Source organism: Xanthobacter variabilis (assembly GCF_043831965.2).
Taxonomy (GTDB): domain Bacteria; phylum Pseudomonadota; class Alphaproteobacteria; order Rhizobiales; family Xanthobacteraceae; genus Xanthobacter.
On sequence record NZ_CM195533.1, the window covers coordinates 1,483,748 to 1,500,789 of the forward strand.

22 protein-coding genes are annotated in these 17,042 nt (G+C 65.5%); 5 read left to right on the top strand and 17 right to left on the bottom strand.

Translation table 11 applies throughout. The features are described 5' to 3' along the window. Nucleotides 1-43: 43 nt before the first annotated feature. The 12 genes from V5F26_RS06475 to V5F26_RS06530 form a co-directional block, all read right to left on the bottom strand. Nucleotides 44-283 carry a nitrogen fixation protein NifZ gene (locus tag V5F26_RS06475; protein ID WP_394947096.1) on the bottom strand — a complete coding sequence of 80 codons (240 nt, stop codon included), beginning with the start codon at nucleotides 281-283 and terminating at the stop codon, nucleotides 44-46. Continuing rightward, a complete protein-coding gene (locus V5F26_RS06480) occupies nucleotides 283-600 on the bottom strand; it encodes a nitrogen fixation protein NifZ (protein ID WP_394058676.1) in 318 nt (105 codons plus the stop codon). Before V5F26_RS06480 ends, V5F26_RS06475 begins: the two co-directional genes overlap by 1 nt. After that, nucleotides 597-1,370, bottom strand: a complete 774-nt coding sequence (locus V5F26_RS06485) for a 4Fe4S-binding leucine-rich repeat protein (RefSeq protein WP_394946958.1) — start codon at nucleotides 1,368-1,370, stop codon at nucleotides 597-599. The genes V5F26_RS06480 and V5F26_RS06485 overlap by 4 nt, the downstream gene beginning before the upstream one ends. Then, on the bottom strand, nucleotides 1,363-1,914 hold the full coding sequence (locus tag V5F26_RS06490; protein WP_394058672.1) for a hypothetical protein: 552 nt from the start codon (nucleotides 1,912-1,914) through the stop codon (nucleotides 1,363-1,365). The genes V5F26_RS06485 and V5F26_RS06490 overlap by 8 nt, the downstream gene beginning before the upstream one ends. A gap of 34 nt (nucleotides 1,915-1,948) precedes the next feature. Then, nucleotides 1,949-2,266, bottom strand: coding sequence for a HesB/IscA family protein (locus V5F26_RS06495; protein ID WP_234053812.1), 318 nt, complete (start codon nucleotides 2,264-2,266; stop codon nucleotides 1,949-1,951). An 11-nt stretch (nucleotides 2,267-2,277) separates the two neighbouring features. Next, on the bottom strand, nucleotides 2,278-2,502 hold the full coding sequence (locus V5F26_RS06500; protein ID WP_234053811.1) for a 4Fe-4S binding protein: 225 nt from the start codon (nucleotides 2,500-2,502) through the stop codon (nucleotides 2,278-2,280). A gap of 77 nt (nucleotides 2,503-2,579) precedes the next feature. Continuing rightward, nucleotides 2,580-4,142: a nitrogenase cofactor biosynthesis protein NifB gene (gene nifB, locus V5F26_RS06505; protein WP_234053810.1), complete on the bottom strand. Its 1,563-nt coding sequence runs from the start codon at nucleotides 4,140-4,142 to the stop codon at nucleotides 2,580-2,582. A 347-nt stretch (nucleotides 4,143-4,489) separates the two neighbouring features. Further along, entirely contained in the window at nucleotides 4,490-5,365 is an 876-nt protein-coding gene (locus V5F26_RS06510; RefSeq protein ID WP_394946959.1) for an SIR2 family NAD-dependent protein deacylase, read from the bottom strand. 5 nt (nucleotides 5,366-5,370) lie between these two features. Next, nucleotides 5,371-5,586, bottom strand: coding sequence for a putative nitrogen fixation protein NifT (gene nifT / locus V5F26_RS06515; protein ID WP_234053808.1), 216 nt, complete (start codon nucleotides 5,584-5,586; stop codon nucleotides 5,371-5,373). A 132-nt stretch (nucleotides 5,587-5,718) separates the two neighbouring features. Next, entirely contained in the window at nucleotides 5,719-6,912 is a 1,194-nt protein-coding gene (gene nifS, locus V5F26_RS06520; protein WP_394058790.1) for a cysteine desulfurase NifS, read from the bottom strand. Between the two features lie 40 nt (nucleotides 6,913-6,952). Next, nucleotides 6,953-7,300: a NifU family protein gene (locus V5F26_RS06525; protein WP_394058669.1), complete on the bottom strand. Its 348-nt coding sequence runs from the start codon at nucleotides 7,298-7,300 to the stop codon at nucleotides 6,953-6,955. Between the two features lie 81 nt (nucleotides 7,301-7,381). Continuing rightward, nucleotides 7,382-7,702: a HesB/IscA family protein gene (locus V5F26_RS06530; RefSeq protein WP_234053805.1), complete on the bottom strand. Its 321-nt coding sequence runs from the start codon at nucleotides 7,700-7,702 to the stop codon at nucleotides 7,382-7,384. Between the two features lie 417 nt (nucleotides 7,703-8,119). Between V5F26_RS06530 and V5F26_RS06535 the strand changes: the two genes are divergently transcribed. Then, entirely contained in the window at nucleotides 8,120-8,707 is a 588-nt protein-coding gene (locus V5F26_RS06535) for a hypothetical protein (protein ID WP_394058667.1), read from the top strand. Nucleotides 8,708-9,063: 356 nt separating this feature from the next. Here the strand turns inward: V5F26_RS06535 and V5F26_RS06540 are convergent, their stop codons facing one another. Both V5F26_RS06540 and V5F26_RS06545 read right to left on the bottom strand, forming a co-directional pair. Continuing rightward, on the bottom strand, nucleotides 9,064-9,528 hold the full coding sequence (locus V5F26_RS06540; protein WP_234053937.1) for a Rieske (2Fe-2S) protein: 465 nt from the start codon (nucleotides 9,526-9,528) through the stop codon (nucleotides 9,064-9,066). A gap of 52 nt (nucleotides 9,529-9,580) precedes the next feature. After that, a complete protein-coding gene (locus V5F26_RS06545; protein ID WP_394946960.1) occupies nucleotides 9,581-11,206 on the bottom strand; it encodes a flavin monoamine oxidase family protein in 1,626 nt (541 codons plus the stop codon). Between the two features lie 391 nt (nucleotides 11,207-11,597). On the opposite strand from V5F26_RS06545, the gene V5F26_RS06550 reads away from it, so the two are divergent. The 4 genes from V5F26_RS06550 to V5F26_RS06565 all read left to right on the top strand — a co-directional run bounded on the left by V5F26_RS06550 (nucleotide 11,598) and on the right by V5F26_RS06565 (nucleotide 13,669). Next, nucleotides 11,598-12,059, top strand: coding sequence for a hypothetical protein (locus V5F26_RS06550; RefSeq protein WP_370640792.1), 462 nt, complete (start codon nucleotides 11,598-11,600; stop codon nucleotides 12,057-12,059). A 109-nt stretch (nucleotides 12,060-12,168) separates the two neighbouring features. Then, nucleotides 12,169-13,023, top strand: a complete 855-nt coding sequence (locus V5F26_RS06555) for a sulfurtransferase (protein ID WP_394946961.1) — start codon at nucleotides 12,169-12,171, stop codon at nucleotides 13,021-13,023. Between the two features lie 59 nt (nucleotides 13,024-13,082). Beyond that, nucleotides 13,083-13,346 carry a hypothetical protein gene (locus V5F26_RS06560; RefSeq protein WP_394058662.1) on the top strand — a complete coding sequence of 88 codons (264 nt, stop codon included), beginning with the start codon at nucleotides 13,083-13,085 and terminating at the stop codon, nucleotides 13,344-13,346. 5 nt (nucleotides 13,347-13,351) lie between these two features. Further along, nucleotides 13,352-13,669, top strand: a complete 318-nt coding sequence (locus V5F26_RS06565; RefSeq protein WP_234053799.1) for a hypothetical protein — start codon at nucleotides 13,352-13,354, stop codon at nucleotides 13,667-13,669. 467 nt (nucleotides 13,670-14,136) lie between these two features. Here V5F26_RS06565 and V5F26_RS06570 read toward each other — a convergent pair whose 3' ends face one another. The 3 genes from V5F26_RS06570 to V5F26_RS06580 form a co-directional block, all read right to left on the bottom strand. Next, nucleotides 14,137-14,436, bottom strand: coding sequence for a ferredoxin family protein (locus V5F26_RS06570; protein ID WP_234053798.1), 300 nt, complete (start codon nucleotides 14,434-14,436; stop codon nucleotides 14,137-14,139). Between the two features lie 174 nt (nucleotides 14,437-14,610). Then, nucleotides 14,611-15,918, bottom strand: a complete 1,308-nt coding sequence (locus V5F26_RS06575) for an FAD-dependent oxidoreductase (protein ID WP_234053797.1) — start codon at nucleotides 15,916-15,918, stop codon at nucleotides 14,611-14,613. 10 nt (nucleotides 15,919-15,928) lie between these two features. Continuing rightward, nucleotides 15,929-17,038 (bottom strand): electron transfer flavoprotein subunit alpha/FixB family protein, encoded by a 1,110-nt coding sequence (locus tag V5F26_RS06580; RefSeq protein WP_394946962.1) that lies wholly within the window; start codon nucleotides 17,036-17,038, stop codon nucleotides 15,929-15,931. Nucleotides 17,039-17,042 lie beyond the last annotated feature (4 nt).

Here is a 17,042-nt window from a genome sequence, read left to right on the forward strand (position 1 = left end):
ACTCTCGCGCCTCTCTCGCGGTGCGCTTAAGGGGATCGGCCGCTCACGCCGGCTCGATCTCTTCCTCAAGGCAGCCGATCACCATGTTCTCGTTGAACTCCACCAGGTAGATGGGTGTGTTGGTTTCCGTATGGTTGCCCACCTGGACGATCTCGCCCACGGAGCCAAGGCCCACCAGCAGCGCATCCGCCGGAGCATCCGGGAAGGAACCGTCATTGCGCAGCTCAATGAGGGTTTTGACCTTCATGCCCCAGTCATATTTGGGAAGGCGGGTGTCGAACATCATGCGCTGGGTACTCCGGGCAGGGGAATGTCTTCTTCATCCCGCGGGGTGGTGGGCTCAAGCTCTTTGCGCTTCATGCCGACGCGGTTGCCGCTCTCGGTGAATTCGACGCCGTAAATGTAGAACTGCTGGAGAAATGTGCCGATGGAGACGATATAGCCAATCTCGCCCTTGCGGGCGAGGACTTCGCCGATCTCCTTGCCGGCATAAGTGCCGTCGTTGCGGATCACTCGCTTGGCCTTCACCTTCTCTCCGAAGGAGAAATAAGGCGGCTCGGAAATCTCCACAACGTCGCTGTCGCGAACAATATTGCTCATCGTGGCATCTCCTTCATCAGTGGCTGCCCGCCGGCCTGGCGCGTGCGGGCCACTTCACGAACGAAATCGTCGGGGTCTTCCAGGAGCGGCTCGATGTGGTCGAGGCCGATGCGGTTGGCCACCTCATGACGCACCCGCCAATCGGGGTCGCGGATCAGCCCGGAGAGAAGGTCCGCCGGCAGGCGCTGGGCTACCTCCAGACGGACCATGGGATTGGGGTCCGTCATCATGTTCGGCAGCCACTCGGCCGGGAGGCGCTGGGCGACCACCTTGCGCACCTGCTCCTCTTCGTCATTGATGAGGCGCGAGAGCAGAGGCGGGGCGACGCGGCGGGCCACGACCAGGCGCACATAGTAATCCGGATCCGCCAGCATGGGGATCAGCTCGGAATCCTCCAGCAGCGAGACTAGGCGAATGCGCACCTCGCGGTGCGGATCGTTGCGCAGGCGCAGGATCAGGCGCTTGGGCAGACGTCGCGCGGCGTTCCAGCGCACCGTCTCCTCGGGGTCGTCCAGCAAGGGCGGCAGCACGAACACGTCCGCGTGCTTGGCGGAAATGGCGCGCACCTCGAAATGCTCATGCCGGACATAGCCGTTGGCGAGCTCGGGGTTCCAGTTGAAGAAGCGGTCGATGCGCCGGGCGTAGCGATCATTGACGCAGGCGTGCTTCAGGCGGCACTTGCCCGTGGCCAGCATGTCCACATGGGCGCAGCGCGCGCAGTCGATGTCGTCACCGAGCCAGTTCTTGGCCTCGTCGATGTCGTCAGTCATCGTCCTGCTCCGCTCGGGCGGCTTCGGCCCGGTTCAGCACGTCGATCAACAGGCGGGCCCCGATCTTGTCGGAAGGGTCGAGTTCCAGGAGCTTCTCGGCCGCCGCGCGGCCTTCCTCCAGCTCACCCAGGCGCATGTTGAGGTAGGCGTAGCCCTTCAACGTGAACATGAAGAAGCGCGGCATCAGCCGGTCATACCGGTTGAACTCCGCGTCCGTCGGCCGAATGTCGCGCCAGTCGGCCGGCAGGTTGGTTTCGCGCTGAGCCTTGGCAAGGCATTGGCGGGCGACGCCAAGGCACTCCTGCAGCCGGCCCTTGTAGAAATAGAAGCGGTAGAGCCCGATGAGCACCGCCGCATGATCCGGGGCGATGTCCTGCGCCGCCTTCAGATGGCGCAGTGCCACCTCGGACTGCTGGTAGGAGAGCCCGGCCTGTTCCAGGTGCTCCTGCGCCGCGGCGGGCAGACCCCCACCCATCACGGCGCTGGCCAGCAGCGCCTCGGGGGTGAGGGCGTCCGGATCGTCGTCCAATTCGGCCGCCTTCATCCCCATCCTCGTCGATCCGCTGATCCCGCCGCGCTCAGTGCGCGTGCGAGGAGCAGGTGCCGGTGGCCTTCGGGTCGTGGAACACGAGGCCGGTCTTGGCGGGGGTGTCGGTGAAGTCCACCGTCACGCCGTCCAGCAGCAGCCGGCTTTCAGCCGGCAGGAAGAATTTGAGGCCTTCGCGCTCCACCACGGCGTCGCCCGGGGTGGGTTCCGGCAGCACCGCGATCTCGGCATTGAGGCCCGAGCATCCGCCCGGCGACACCGCCATGCGGAACCCGGCGCCGGGGCCGCCGTCGCTCATGATCATGAGGCGGATGAAGCGCTTGGCGGCGGGCGTGAGAGAGAAGTTCATCGGCGCGGGTCCTATGCGGGCGGCTGATAGCGGGGGTAGGAATTGTCGATGATGCAGGTGTCGTCCACGGGGCACACCGCGGCGCACTGGGGCGCGTCATAGTGGCCGATGCACTCGGTGCACTTCGCGGGATCGATCACGAACGTGCCGTTCTTCTCGAAGATGGCCACGTTGGGGCATTCCGGCTCGCAGGCCGAGCAGCTGGTGCATTGCGAGGCGACGATCTTCAGCGCCATGGCTTGGTCCTCTGTTGGCTTTGCGCTGGAGCCGGGGCATTCGCGCGGAATGCCCCGGTCCGATCCGATGGGAAGCTTCAGGCGGCGCTGATGAGGGCGCCCTGGCGGATTTCGGCGTCACCGCGCACGGTGTGCTCGATCTCGCCGCTCTTCACCTTGGCCAGGTAGTCCTTGAACCAGGTGATGGCCGACTTCTCGATGAACTCGTGGGCGAACTGGTCCACGGGCTCGATGCCGGCCTTGATGAGGTCCGCCTTCGGGCAGCCGCCGATCTTCGCCACGAACACCGCGTGACAGTCGTTGATGGCGCGGATGATGGTTTCCAGCGAGTCTTCCTCGCCGTAGCCGCCCTGGCAGTAGAGGTCCACGCGGCGGTGGCCGACGAACTTGGCACCGGCGGTGGAGAGCTCCCACACCTGGAACTCCTTGGCGTGGCCGAAGTGCTCGTTCACCAGGCCCGAGCCCTTGGTGGCGACCGCGACCAGGAGCTTGATGTCGCTCTGCTCGCCGGCGAGGCTCTCAAGCTCCTGCTGCTTGGCGGCCACTTTGGCGACGCGCTCTTCCTCCACCAGGGCCTGGTAGGCCTGGCGGCTCTCAAGGTCGTAATTGACCTCCATGGCCATGATCTTGTCGGTGGTGAACTCGGCCGAGCGGTCCTCGCCCAGGAGGCCCACGGCGTCGGCGCGGCACTGGCGGCAGTGACGCATCATGTTCATCTCGCCCTCGCACCGGTCCTGGAGCGCCTTCAGCTCTTGGGCGGTCGGGCCGCGCTGGCCGTTGAGGCCGAACACCGTGCCGTGCTCGGGCGAGGAGATGAGGGGCATGATGTTGTGCAGGAAGGCGCCGCGCGACTTCACGGCCCGGTTCACTTCAACCAGGTGGTTGTCGTTGATGCCGGGGATCATGACCGAGTTGATCTTGCACAGGATGCCACGCTCGGTGAGCATTTCCAGGCCCTGAAGCTGGCGATCGGTGAGGATCTTGGCCGCCTCGTAGCCGGTATAGCGCTTGTGCTTCCAGAACACCCACGGATAGATCTTCGCGCCGACTTCCGGGTCCACCATGTTGATGGTGATGGTCACGTGGTCGACGTTGAAACCGGCGATGGTCTCCACATGGTCGGGCAGGGCCAGGCCGTTGGTGGACAGGCACAGCTTGATGTCCGGAGCGGTCTTGTTGATCAGCTCGAAGGTCTTGAAGGTCTTTTCCGGGTTGGCGAGCGGGTCGCCCGGGCCGGCGATGCCGAGCACGGTCATCTGCGGAATGGTGGAGGCCACGGCCAGCACCTTCTTGGCGGCCTGCTCGGGGGTCAGCTTCTCGGAGACGACGCCGGGGCGGCTCTCATTGGCGCAGTCATACTTGCGATTGCAGTAGTTGCACTGGATGTTGCAGGCGGGGGCCACGGCAACGTGCATGCGGGCGTAGTGATGGTGCGCCTCTTCCGAGTAGCAGGGATGGTTCTTCACCTTCTCCCAGATCTCGGTGGGCAGGTCGCCCTGGCCGGCGGACGAGCCGCAGCTGGCCTTGCCCGAACCACCGGAGGTGCCGCACCCCTGGTGCTCGGCCTTCGACTGCATGATCTCCGCGAGCTTGTCGGACATGCCAATGGCATCGCCCTCGTGCTGTGTCGTCGCGTCCATGGTTCTGCTCCTTGCTCTCAGCAGGATCCCAAAAACTTATCCTGGGCCTTGTGGAGCAACTCGCGTGCCAGCTTGGACGGCGGAGAATTCGTCTAAATTGTCAGTGGGTTATGTTAAGGCGGCTCTGTCGCGTTCCAAACAGCGGGACAGGGCGGTCATGACATGTTGGAAAAGTTACACGTGCGTCGGAAGTGAACGGAGCGCACGACACTGCACCCTCTACTTCATCGCAAGGCCCGCCGCCATTCCGGGAAAATACGGAGGCGGCCGGCGGGGCCCGAAGGGCGGGCGCCAAAAGAAAGCGGGGCCCGTCTGCGCAGACGGGCCCCGCCATGGAAGCTTCGCGTTCAGACCTTGGCGTTTTCGATGATGATCTCGATGGCGCGGGGCGTGGGAACGGCGATGGGCGTAATGGCGTACTCCAGAAGGAACTTCAATTCGTTCTTGGTGAGCTCATCCGGGTTCACCAGCGCGAAGTGAGGCGTGCGCGAGCGCTTGGAAATCTGCCGCGCATAGTTGCGCAGCATCTGGTCGTGGAAGCGACAGCCAAGGAACAGGAAGGTCCGTTCCGTGCGGCGGTGCTTGATGATGTCGGGGATCGGCGTCTGGATGTCGATCTCGGTCAGAACTTCCACATAGTCCGCGTCGGAGATGAGGTAGTTCTTGGCGGGCGCGACGCTGCCGTGGGGCGTGTAGAGAATGGTGCTCCAGCTCTCGGCGGCATCGCGGTTGGATTCGGCGCCGGCCGCATCGTAGAAGCGATACCAGCGGTCCTCGCCGATGCCGGCGCGGCTGATGCCCTGCACCTCACCCCAGTCCGAGCGCTCGGCGAGCGCCGTGCGCATGGTCCCGTCATACCAGGTGTCCACGATGACAGGCAGCGGAAGCGACGCGAGAAGGCGATGGAGCGCGGTGGGCTCCACCTTCGGCGTGAAGGCTTCCGTCATCAAGGCGACCACGGTGGCCCGGAGCTTCGTGCCCTCGATGTGCTGCGCCGAGGCCCAGGGGTTGCCCTTGGCGCGCTTCGGCAGAGCCACCTTGGTGGCGAAGAAGGCCGCGAGGGCGTCCGGAGTCATGGGGACGGCCGGATTGACGCCCTCGCTGATGGCGGGTCCGAGATAGGGGACGATGTTGCCCGAAGGCAGCTCGCGCGCCACGTCCGCGAGAACCGCTTCCGCATCGGCGAGCTTGAGGATGTCCCCGGGGGGGAGGGGCAGGTTCATGGTGCTTACTCGTCTTCGCCGCGTTTGCGGGCGTTCACGGTGATCGGCAGGGAGGTGTCAGCCGCCATCTCGGGCAGCTCCAGCACCCAGCCGTTGGCGATCTTGATCCAGCCGCCCCACAGGGTTTCGTGCTCGCTCTCCACGATCGGCTCCTCGAGGTCCTTCTTCGGGACATAGATCGACAGACCCATCTCCGGGGAACGGCGAATCATGATTTTCATACGTTGGGCTCCTGGATCGAGTTCAACTCGCCGCTGCGACCATGGCCGGAGCGCGCGGCGCGCCCCTGGCGGTCATTCCGGAAGCGCGCGGTGCCCGTGGAGGCAGGGCCGCGCGCGAAGGGGAAAAGGGGATCAGGCATGGGAGGAGGCAGGCTCGCCCTGCCGGTTCTTCCATGCCGGGGACATGTCCCGAAGCTTGGTGATGATGTCCGGCAGCACCTCCAGCACGCGGTCCACATCCTCCCCCGAATTCTCGCGCGACAGCGAGAAGCGGATGGCGCCGTGGAGCGCGGTGGCGGGCAGATCCATGGCCCGCAGCACATGGGAAGGCTCGGTCGAGCCGGAGGTGCAGGCGGAGCCGGTGGAGGTGGCGATGCCGGCCCGGTTGAGATGGGTGAGGACCGCTTCGCCATCCAGATATTCAAAGGCGATATTGGCGGTGTTGGGCAGGCGGTTGCCGGCTTCGCCATTGAGCAAAGTGTGCGGAATCTGCTGCAGCACGCCCTGTTCCAGCCGGTCGCGCAGGGCCTTCACCCGGGTGGATTCTTCCTCCAAGTGCGCCAGCGCCAGTTCCGCCGCGGCGCCGAGGCCGATGATGCCCGGCACGTTCTCCGTGCCGCCGCGCCGGCCGCGTTCCTGATGTCCGCCGCGGATGAGCGGCTTGAACTTCACGCCCTTCTTCACATAGAGCGCGCCGATGCCCTTGGGACCATGCAGCTTGTGTCCGGAGAGCGACAGCATGTCGATCTCCATGGACTTGAGGTCCATGGGCACCTTGCCCACGGCCTGCACGGCGTCAGTGTGGAACAGTGCCCCCGCCGCATGGGCCATCTGGGCCAGCTCGTTCACGGGGAAGAGGGTGCCGGTCTCGTTGTTCGCCCACATCACCGAGGCAAGGGCTGTGCGCGGGCCGAGGGCGGCCGCATAGGCGTCCATGTCCAGCCGGCCCTGGCGGTCCACGCCGATCTGGTGGACCTTGATGCCGCGCGTCTTCTCCAGGTGCGCCACCACGGCGAGGATGGCCTGGTGCTCCACCTTGGTGGTCACGATCTCGTCGCGCCCCTCCTGACCCTCAAGAGCGGAGAGGAGGGCTGCATTGTCGGATTCCGTGCCGCCCGAGGTGAAGATGATCTCGTGATCATAGGCGGCGCCGAGCAGGGCCTGCAGCTGCTTGCGCGCGGCCCGCAGCGCCTCGCCCACCTTCTCGCCGAAGACGTGGGTGGAGGAGGCGTTGCCGAAATGCTCCGAAAAGAACGGCAGCATGGCCTGCACCACCGCCGGATCGGTCCGGGTCGTCGCATTGTTGTCGAGATAGACGGGCGACACGGCAACTCCCCTCATGATCCTGCGGTGGACGGCCCGGCGCTCACTGCGCCGGGGTCGGGGCCGGGGTGGGGGCCTTCAGGTTCACCAGCGGCTTGTTCAGGCTGCCGGCCACCGGGATGAGGCGCACCAGCTCACCCAGGCGCTCCACGATCTTCGACTGGATGCCCTCGATGGTCTCACTGGCCAGCTTGCAGAAGACACAGGCGCCGGTCATCTTGACCATGACCTTGTTGCCGTCGATCTCGACCAGCTCGCAGTCGCCGCCATCGCGCTTCAGGTTCGGGCGAACCTCTTCGATGACGGCGCGGATGATCGCCTCGCGCTCGGCCTGACGGTCGGACTTGGTCTTGTGCTCTTCGGTCTTGAGCGCCTCGGTCTCGGCCAACATCGCACGGTCCTCTTCGTAAGGGGTTCGTTTCGTTCAGGCTCTGGTGGACGCGCCCGGCGGGGCCGGGCGGCCGGTTCGGGCTCAGCCGAAAGACTTGCCGCAGGAGCAGCTGGAGGTGGCGTTCGGGTTTTCGAAGGTGAAGCCCGAGCCTTCCAGGGCCACCACGAAGTCGATGGTGGTGCCGGCCAGGAGGTCGTGACTGTTCATGTCCACGAACACCTTCACGCCTTCGCGCTCGATCACGGTGTCGTCGGGCTCTCCGTCATTGACGAGGCCCATCATGTACTTGTATCCGGCACATCCGCCCGCCTCGACCATGATGCGCAGACCACCCATGGGTTCTGGGGCGCTGCTGATGGCCTCGCGGACGGCATGCAGTGCGCTGTCGGTCAAATTGATCATCGGCTCGACCTTCGGTGCTTGGTACGCTTTGGGTTGAGGTCAAGCAATCCGCGTGCCATTCGCCAATGAACTGATTTATATCAATTTTTTGGAACACAGCTGTTGCGTTTCCGACGCGTGTTGGGTTTCGGACAGCTCCGGGATGATGCGGCGCGGCGTCCGTGCGAGGCGCGATGTCGCAGCTCGTGCGCGGACGGCGGCGGACCCGAAACCGCGAGCCGGCAAGGGGTTGGCCGCGTGGTGCCGTGTCGTCGGCGGGATTGAGGGGGTGCCCGGTGCGAGTGGGCGGCGTTTTCGTCTTTGCGACATTCGGCTTCGGCAAAGCACTTGCATGAGGATCGCGCTTGCGTCCGCGCAGGCCGTGCGCCGCGCCACCTGTGCCAAGAAGCGTCGTGCGTGACAACTCGGAGACCAGACATGACCGCGATCGACGAAACCCCCCTCGGCCGGCTGGAAAAGGAAGGCCGCCTGCTCAACGCCGTGCTGAAGCAGCAGACGAAGCCGGGCCGTTTCGGCTTCCGTGGGGACATCGCCCTGAAGTTCCAGGCCCAGCTCGCCGATGAGAAGCGCCCGCCGGAAACCGTCATGGAGCAGGTGATCACCGTGGGCGAGGAAGGCAAGGACACCATTCCGGTGCTTGCCGGCTACGTGCAGAACTTCGCCTTCCTGAAGGACGTGGCCGATGTGCTCGGCGACGCGCTCGGCCCCGACGGCAAGTACTTCATCTTCGCCAACAACATCGACCTTCTGAAGAAGTATCTCGTTTCCGTCGGCGACAAGAAGTTTTATGTGCTGCCGTGCGATGAATCCACGGTGTGGAAGGAGATGACCGATCTCCTCAGCATCGACAAGAACGACACCAAGAAGCTCGACACCGCCGGCAAGACCGAGGTGGTGCTGGCCGCCGCGCAGGCCTGGAGCGACAATTTCGAGCCCATCACCTATGAGCAGGGCCTCGCGGTGATGGAGCCGGTGAAGAACCGCAACGAGAACCGGCCGGTCTGAACCACGCCGAAAGCGGTCTCCGACGCGGACGACGGGGGTGCCTGGCACCCCCGTTTCGTTTTAGGCGGCGTGTCGCGAAGGGGGGAAAGAGGGGCGTGCTGTCGGCCGCGGCCGCACCGGAAGTGACGCTGCCTCTGCCGCCGTCATGCCGGCCGGCCTTAGGCCATTCGCGCCTGATATCACATTGACCGCGGACGCTTCCGAGCGAGGTGGGAACCGACGCGCCGGGAATGAAGTGCGGTAAAAAGTCAACGGTTTCAGTATTCATAGAAACGCTGAAACAGCCTGGACGGCCTCGCCGAGGCCTTCGATCCGGACGAGCGCGGCCCATCCGGATCCGGTTCGCGCGGGCGGGCTCAGACGCCGCCGCCCTCATCCGAGCAGGAGGTGATTTCCTCCTCATCGTCGTCATCCACGTCCTCCGCAAGGGGGATGCCGACCACGCAGATGTCGTTGTCGAGCACCGCCAGCGGCACGGGGGTCAGGCCCTCGCCCTTGCAGGGGCCGTCGAGGCAGGTGCCGGTGCCGATCTCGAACAGGGCGCCGTGCTTGCCGCACATGAGGCGGATGCCGTTCGGATCCATGAACTGGTTTCGCTCCCAGTCCAGGTTCACCTGCTGGTGGGGGCAGATGTTCTCATAGCCGAACACCTGCTTGCCCCAGCGCACCACGACGATGTTGAACGGCTGCTCCTGGCCGTTCTCGTCGAGGCGCACCAGTTGAAACCCCCGCGCCCTCTGGCTCGGGATGTCGCTCATGCTGCAGATGGCGTAGGCGACGACTTCGCCCGTGGCTTCGTTCTGTGCGACTTCGGTTTCCATTGCGTCCTCGTTCACGGCTCCGATCCTGTGCGGCTGTGCTGGCGCGTGGGGGTCACGATGCCAGCTCCGGCCGCGCCGCCTGTTCCGTCCGTCCCATTTCGGCCTTGGCCAGCAGGCGGCGATTGGCGGCGAGGGAGAAATCCCGCCATGCGGCGGCGATATCCCTCAAGATTGTCTGCATGTACTCCTTCGACAAGTGGTGCTCGTCCGGGAAATTGGACAGGGCGCAGGAGGTGCGGTTGAACGCCACCACATCGTCGATGAGGGTCTGGATGAAATCGCGGAACGGCTGCTGCACGTCCGGCATCAGCGCCGAGCGGCCCTTGTCCACGCTCACCTCGCGCATGTCGAGGGGCAGGGTGTCCAGCATGTCGAGGGCGCGGTCGTAAATGTCCTCGACCGCGCCGAGGATGGCGCGCTGGGCCAGCTGGTCGCGCTCCTGCGCCGCCAGCGCCCGGTTGAGGCGGACGCGATAGGCGTCGAAGGCGGCATCGTTCTGGCCCGCCACCCAGGCGGCGAACCGGGCGAGGCTGACCGCATTGACGGAGCCGCCGACGGTCGGCAATCCGTCATCCTCCGCTTCCGCGGCGCGCAGGCGCGACAATGAGCGCTCGATCCGCCGGGCGGCCTCGATCGCCCCTTCCAGATAGCCGGCGCCCTGGGTCGCCGTTTCCGATCCGCCGAGCAGCAGCCGGCCGTCCCACAGGGGGCGCCGCAGCAGGGGATTGGAGAAAGCCACGTGCTCGCCCGCCGGCTCGGCCCGGTCGCGGGCGCTGCAGGTGAAGGGCTCGCGCGCCCAGTCCTGGAAGTGCAGCTCGCCGTCGCCGTCGAGGGCGCTGCCGAACACCTGTACCATCTGGCTCTTCATGAGCAGGGGCAGGCCCACGGCGAAGGTCTCGCGCAGCTCCGGGGGGAAAGAGAGGAAGCCGCCGAGGGCGGCCTTGGTGCCGCTGGCATCGCAGGCGTCGAAGATCTCGCCCACCACGGCCTGGTCATGGGTGACGAAGGCGTTGCCCGATTGGCCCGCCTCGCGCCAATGGGGCTTGTTATAGGCGATGGCCACCTTGGCCTGGGCGGCCATCCAGGTGGGGGCGGCGCCCATGGCGTCGCGGGTGGCGGCATCGAGCTCGGGCTCGAAGCGCACGGTTTCCGCCACCAGCCGCGGCGGCAGGGCGATCACCACATGGCGCGCCTCCACCACCATCAGCACGTCGTTGGCACGGAAGGTGAGCTTCACATGGTCGCCGGCATCGGCCACCGCCACCAGCACATGCGAAAGGTGGATGGCCTCTTCGGGCAGGTCCTCCGCCAGGGTGGCAATGAGCCGGCTCACGCCGCCCTCAACGCGCCGGGCGCCGCCATGGACGTTCGGCGTGGCGAGCGGCTGGGCGGCCTTGTCGGCCTCGGCCAGGTGCAGCACCGCGCCCTCGTCATGCTGGGCGAAGGTGGGCAGGCCCAGGTCCGAGAGGAAGGCGGTGATAAGGGGCTGGGTGTCCGGCCAGAACCAGGTGGGGCCGAGATCGAGCGCCTCGCCCGTGGTGGCGGAAACCACGGTGAGGATGCGACCGCCAAGGCGGGGGCGCGCCTCGTAAATGGCGAAATCGCGGTTCTGCCGCTTCAGGTGCCGGGCCAGGGCCAGGCCGCAAAGTCCGCCGCCGATGATCGCTGTGTCGAGCATGGACTGTCCTTCGCATTGCGTCCTTGGAAGCCTTGCAAGATTCGCGCTCACCCGCGCCGGCGGCCGGACAATCGGCGCAAAGCCTTCGCCCGAAAGGGAAACAGGTCCGCCTCCGGTGAGCGCTCCTGACAATGTGGGCGCCGAGGGGCGACAAGCGGACACGGACAACGTCGTATTCTTACGGATTGCGGCGGCTTCCCGACATGGGTCCGGCGCCCGGCGCGGCGCCCGCGCCATGGGGCTGCCGGGCGATGGCCCCGGGTCGCGCCTCGTCCACTCCTGTCGGTGCAAGGGCTCGCGATGGTTCGGCCTCGGTGGGCATGAGGGGCGACGGCGAACTGGCATGGAATTTGATCGTCTGAAGGCGAACCGTTTGCCTTTGGAGAGCAAGATGAACGTCGCGTCCCAATTCGCCCAGAAGTCGCTGGACGAGATCAAGGAGCTGCTGGCTGGCGGCACCTTGACGGTCTATTCCGTGGCCCGCCCCGTCTCCGCCGACATGGCGGTGGACCGTAGCGGCAAGCTCGCCACCTTCACCTTTGCCACTCCGGCGTTCAACACCCCCTCCGAGGATGGCTCCGAGGTTCCCAGCTTTGTCGCCAACCCGGTTCCGGGCCATGACGTGGGCACCCCCGGCTTCGCCCGCGCCACCACCGCCGACGGCACCGTGGTGGCCGATTTCTCCTGTGGCCCGGGCCCGCGCGAGATCAAGTTCACCGAGGTGTCCGTCTCCACCAACGCGCCGGTGAAGGTGGTGAGCTTCAAGTTCAACCCCGAAGGCGGCTGGCCGGAGCGCGCCGATTACTATGACAGCCATCCGCGTCCCGGCTTTGAGATGCCGAAGGTTCGCTGAGGCCAAGGCCCCGCGCCGCTCCTTTCCGGGGGCGGCGCAGCCGCAGTCGTGATCTCCGGCGCGCGCGAAGGGCGCGGTGCCGGCCCGCCGAGAAGGAGCCCGTGATCTCATGACCACCACACTTCCCGGGGCCCTGGTCAGCACTGAATGGCTGACCGAGCATCTTTCGGACCCGGATCTCAAGATTCTCGACTGCACCTGGCACCACGAGAGCACCAATCTCGACGGCCGCACCCAATATCGCGGCCGCCACTTGCCGGGCGCCGTTCATTTCGACATCGACCATGTGGCCGACAAGTCCACGGGCCTGCCGCATATGCTGCCCTCTGCCGCCGACTTCGCCAAGAAGGTGGGGCTGCTGGGCATCGGCGACGGTGACACCGTGGTGGTCTATGACCGCAATTGCGGTGGTTCGGCCGCGGCGCGCGTGTGGTGGATGTTCCGCGTGTTCGGCTACGATAAGGTGGCCGTACTCGATGGCGGCTATGGCAAGTGGACCGCCGAGAAGCGGGCCACCGAAATGTCGCCGGTGCGGCCGGAGCCCAAGAGCTTCAGCGCCACCTTCTCGCCGGAGCTGGTGCGTACCATCGCGCAGATGCGCGCGAACCTTGCCTCCGGAACCGAGCAGGTGGTGGACGCGCGCGGCCCCGCCAAGTTCGATGGTAGCCAGGAAGATCTCTTCCCGGCCAAGAAGCACGGCCACATTCCCAATGCCGTGAATCTGCCATGGGGCGACCTCATCGTACCCGAGACCGGGGAGCTGGTGTCGCCGCAGGCCATTGCGGCGCGGTTCGCGGCGGCGGGCCTCGATGTGGCAAAGCCTATCGTCGTCACCTGCGCCTCGGCGACCGTGTCGTGCGTGCTGGCGCTCGCTCTGTACGTGACCGGGTGCAAGGCGGCGGCGGTCTATGACGGCTCCTGGGCCGAATGGGGCCTGGCCGAGGACACGCCGGCGGCCGCTTGAGGGCGCCGGCAACGGAAGACGCGATCCAAGCCAGCGATGGGCAAGCCGGGAGCGCTGAGATGAGTGGCGAGCAAGGTGATGCTTTGGAGCAGGTTTGCGAAGGGGAGGAGTATTCCCTTCAGGCCAGCGCCGACGGAGCACATTATGTGCTTCGCTTTAAGGCCGAGCAGATGACTGCGGCCATCGAGGGCGAGGACGCGGAACGTTTTCGTTCGGATTTTGATGCCGTGAAGGCGCAATATCCAGATTGGACCTGTGACCAGATGCTGGCTCAGCTCTGGGACCAGGGGGGCTATAGCTGGCTGGCCATTCAAGACGGGTGATCACCATGGCGACTACATTGATCAAGACCACTGCGGATGGACGCAAGCTCGAGGTCGTCGGCCTCGCCATCATGCTGGATGGAACCCTGGAAGCCTTCGACCTCATGGAGGTGAAGCTGCATCCCAATCGCCGCAAGATCTGGGACGTCTCGCCGGACGCCACCCACATGGCCGGCCGGGTGACGCTGACCCAGGAAGAGGCGGACAAGGTGAAGGCGGCTTTCGATCTGGCGGAAGCCGAGATTCTGGCGAGCCCCGCCGCCATCAATGAACGCTTCCGCATCGCCATGATGTGGCGCGCCCGCTCCGAAGGCATCGAGTGAGGCCAGCTGGCGGCGGAGTGCGCTGAGCCGGGCCGCCGTCGCTGACGCGCACGGGCATGGGGCCTTCAGGCGGGGATTGCATCAGCAAAGAGCTGCGATGACTTTGTCGTCGCAGCTCTTTGCATTTCCGTGTCTCGTTTGTCGCGGTGTCGGCGGGCGGAAGGCGCCGACGGTCGAGCGCGGAACATCACCTTGGCCAGGTTTTCAGCGTGGTCTTTGGTCTCGCCTTGGGCGTCGCATTTGGCGTCGCCTGGGGGGCAAAAAAATCAGCCGCACCCGGCGAGGTGCCCGGTGCGGCTGAGACAATGCATGAACGTTTCAATGCAATTCAAATGATCCGCTGCGGTTTGAGACTGAAATAACGGCGTCTCACCGTGATGAGCGGATCGGGCAACTCGACGCCACGCCGCACATTTCAATGGTGCGCGGCGTGGTCTGGCAATGGTGGGGGGCTGGCCGTGTCGGGCTCAGCCAAACTTGAACAGAACGCCGTAGCCACCGCGCGGATAGTTCCACTCGATGTCGCCCGAGGGCTCGCCGATGATGCGGCAGGTGCCGCATTCCACGCAGCCGTCGGCGGTGATCTCCACCTGGCCCTTGTCGTTCAGCTCGTAGCAGCGGGCCGGGCAGGCGGTCAGAAGCGCCTTCAGGGCCGGGGTCGGCTCGGTGTGGGACCGAACCTTGATGTGGGCGCGTCCGGCGTCCACCAGATAGCGGTTCTGGAAGAGTTTGTCCTCGACGCGGACCGCGGGTTCCGTGCTTGCCATGTCCATCTCCCCTAAAGCGTTTTCAAGCGAAGTGGATACCGGTTCGCGAGAAGAAAACGCGTCGTCACAACTGCTGGAGCCGCCGGCGTGAACCGGTTTGAGCGCCGGCTGTTCCAGCTCGTCCGCGCCGGAGGGTTTCGCCCGACGCGGACAGGTTTACCGATCAGCCCCGCCTCAGCGCCACGCCCGGGCGAGCTTGAAGGCATCGCCAAACAGGCCCGCCCAAGACCGCGCGGAGGTGAACGACTTCATCGTCAGCTTCTCCTTCTCCTTCTTCGGCGTGCCGTCGACGCGCACGAAGTTCTGCATCGCCTTGTTGACGAGCTGAGGATATGTGAGGAAGAAGTTCTGCGACTGGACATGCAGAAGCTGCGGCATGTCCTTGTACTTCTTGAGGTCCTTCATGACAAAGGACTCTTCCAGCATCTTCTTGTACAGCGAGAGGTTCGCCGCGGTCATAGGGTCCTTGCGGGACTTGACCTGGAAAATGGCCTCGGCGGCGATGCGGCCGGACGTCATGGCGAGGTTCGAGCCCTCGCGGTGGATGGCGTTGTTGAGCTGGGCCGCGTCGCCAACCACCACCCAGCCGTCGCCGAACAGCTGCGGGATCGCCTTGTAGCCGCCCTCGGGAATGAGGTGGGCGGCATATTCCTTCACCTCGGAGCCCTCAATCAGGGGCGCCACCGAGGGGTGTTTCTTGAACTTCTCCAGCAGGGTATAGGGGCTTTCGCCGCCCTTCTGGAAGTCCGACACCAGGCAGCCGATGCCGAGCGAGATGCACTCCCGGTTGGTGTAGATGAAGCCCATGCCGGTCATCCCCTTGGAGATGGTGCCGGCGGCCTCGATGACCGCGCCTTCATTACCCTTGATGTTGAAGCGCTCCTCGATGACTTCCTGCGGCAGGAAGTGCATCTCCTTCACCGCGAGCGCCACATCGGTGGGCTTGGGGATCTTGCGCAGGCCGGCGCGGGTGCCGAGCAGGCCGCTCACGCCTTCGGCCAGCACCACCACGTCGGCATGGATCTGGCCGCCGCCGCGATCGGTCTTGACGCCGATCACCTTGCCGTAGGCGTCCTGCACCAGCTCGGTGACGGTGGTCTCGCACACCACCAGGGCGCCGGCTTCGCGGACCTTGGAGGAGAACCACTTGTCGAACTGGGCGCGGATGATGGTGTAGCGGTTCGGCTTTTCTTCGTTGAACTCATCGGAACGATAGTGCAGCCCCACATGGGAGGTGTCGCCCATCATCCAGAAGCGCTGCTCGATGAGGTGGCGCTCCAGGGGCGCATCCTCGCGGAAGTCCGGCACGATCTTCTCGAGCATGTCGGCGTAGAGAATGGCGCCCTGCACGTTCTTGGAGCCGGAATACTCCCCGCGCTCCAGTTGAAGCACCTTGAGGCCGCGCTTGGCCAAGGTGTACGCGGCGGCGTTGCCGGCCATGCCGGCGCCAACCACGATCGCGTCGAATTTTTCGTCGATCATTGGAGTATCCTCAGCTGGCCAGCTTGTCACGGGAGTGCGCCGAAAGGCGCTTGCGGAAGGCTTCGGTCAACGCCGGCAGGAAGCGGATGGCGTCGGTCACGATGCCCACATGGGCGAAGTCGAAAATCGGAGCGTTCTTGTCGGTGTTGATGGCGACGATCAGGTCCGCGCCTTCGACACCCACGCGATGCTGGATGGCGCCCGAAATGCCGGCGGCGATGTAGAGCCGCGGGCGAATGGTCTTGCCGGTCTGGCCGATCTGGCGGTCGGATGTCACCCAGCCCTTCTGCACCAGCGGGCGGGAGCAGCCATATTCGGCGCCCATGGCCTGCGCCAGCTGGCGCACCAGCTGGAAGTTCTCGGGCGAGCCGAGGCCCATGCCGCCGGCCACCACCACGTCCGCATAAGCGAGGTTGGACTTGGAGGACTCACGATCGGGGATGAAGTTCAGCACCTTGGTGACGATGTCGGCCTCGGTGATGCCGAGCGGCAGCTCGATCACCTTGCCCATCGGCTTCTCGACGCGATCGGGCATGGGCATCACGCGCGGGCGCACGGTGGCCATCTGCGGGCGATAGTTCAGGGTGTAGATGGTGCAGAGCAGGGAGCCGCCGAAGGTGGGGCGAGTGGCGGCCAGCGAGCCGTCGGCGTCCACGTCCAGCTCGGTCGAGTCGGCGGTGAGGCCTGTGAGGAGCGTCGTGGCCACGGCGCCGGCGAGGTCGCGGCCGAGGGTGGTGGCGCCCAGCAGCAGGATTTCCGGCTTGTAGGTGTTGACCAGATTGGTCATCGCGGCCGTATAGGCCTCGTTGCGATAGTCCGTGAGAGCCGGGTCGGCGCACACATAAGCGAGGTCGGCGCCGTAGCAGAAGGATTCGGCCACCGCATTGCGGATGGTCTCGCCTTCAGCACCCACCACGACGGCGGCGAGCTCGACGCCGAGCTTGTCGGCGAGCCGGCGGCCGGCGCCCATCAGCTCCCAGGACACGGGATGGACCTGGCCGCGTTCCTGCTCCACGAACACCCAGACGTGCTTATACGCCTTGAAGTGTTCCGGCAGCTCCTTTTTGGTGGCTGCGCGTCCGCCAGCGGCGGGGGCGGGGGTTTTCTTCGGCTCACTCATGGGT

Coding starts and splice junctions, on each gene's coding strand:
- V5F26_RS06490 (WP_394058672.1), bottom strand. CDS start 1,914: ATGAAGGCGGCCGAATTGGACGACGATCCGGACGCCCTCACCCCCGAG.
- nifT (WP_234053808.1), bottom strand. CDS start 5,586: ATGAAAATCATGATTCGCCGTTCCCCGGAGATGGGTCTGTCGATCTAT.
- V5F26_RS06475 (WP_394947096.1), bottom strand. CDS start 283: ATGTTCGACACCCGCCTTCCCAAATATGACTGGGGCATGAAGGTCAAA.
- V5F26_RS06530 (WP_234053805.1), bottom strand. CDS start 7,702: ATGATCAATTTGACCGACAGCGCACTGCATGCCGTCCGCGAGGCCATC.
- V5F26_RS06570 (WP_234053798.1), bottom strand. CDS start 14,436: ATGGCAAGCACGGAACCCGCGGTCCGCGTCGAGGACAAACTCTTCCAG.
- V5F26_RS06510 (WP_394946959.1), bottom strand. CDS start 5,365: ATGAACCTGCCCCTCCCCCCCGGGGACATCCTCAAGCTCGCCGATGCG.
- V5F26_RS06550 (WP_370640792.1), top strand. CDS start 11,598: ATGAACGTCGCGTCCCAATTCGCCCAGAAGTCGCTGGACGAGATCAAG.
- V5F26_RS06575 (WP_234053797.1), bottom strand. CDS start 15,918: ATGATCGACGAAAAATTCGACGCGATCGTGGTTGGCGCCGGCATGGCC.
- V5F26_RS06555 (WP_394946961.1), top strand. CDS start 12,169: ATGACCACCACACTTCCCGGGGCCCTGGTCAGCACTGAATGGCTGACC.
- V5F26_RS06580 (WP_394946962.1), bottom strand. CDS start 17,038: ATGAGTGAGCCGAAGAAAACCCCCGCCCCCGCCGCTGGCGGACGCGCA.
- V5F26_RS06535 (WP_394058667.1), top strand. CDS start 8,120: ATGACCGCGATCGACGAAACCCCCCTCGGCCGGCTGGAAAAGGAAGGC.
- nifB (WP_234053810.1), bottom strand. CDS start 4,142: ATGGACGCGACGACACAGCACGAGGGCGATGCCATTGGCATGTCCGAC.
- V5F26_RS06560 (WP_394058662.1), top strand. CDS start 13,083: ATGAGTGGCGAGCAAGGTGATGCTTTGGAGCAGGTTTGCGAAGGGGAG.
- V5F26_RS06525 (WP_394058669.1), bottom strand. CDS start 7,300: ATGTTGGCCGAGACCGAGGCGCTCAAGACCGAAGAGCACAAGACCAAG.
- V5F26_RS06485 (WP_394946958.1), bottom strand. CDS start 1,370: ATGACTGACGACATCGACGAGGCCAAGAACTGGCTCGGTGACGACATC.
- V5F26_RS06565 (WP_234053799.1), top strand. CDS start 13,352: ATGGCGACTACATTGATCAAGACCACTGCGGATGGACGCAAGCTCGAG.
- V5F26_RS06540 (WP_234053937.1), bottom strand. CDS start 9,528: ATGGAAACCGAAGTCGCACAGAACGAAGCCACGGGCGAAGTCGTCGCC.
- V5F26_RS06495 (WP_234053812.1), bottom strand. CDS start 2,266: ATGAACTTCTCTCTCACGCCCGCCGCCAAGCGCTTCATCCGCCTCATG.
- V5F26_RS06545 (WP_394946960.1), bottom strand. CDS start 11,206: ATGCTCGACACAGCGATCATCGGCGGCGGACTTTGCGGCCTGGCCCTG.
- V5F26_RS06500 (WP_234053811.1), bottom strand. CDS start 2,502: ATGGCGCTGAAGATCGTCGCCTCGCAATGCACCAGCTGCTCGGCCTGC.
- V5F26_RS06480 (WP_394058676.1), bottom strand. CDS start 600: ATGAGCAATATTGTTCGCGACAGCGACGTTGTGGAGATTTCCGAGCCG.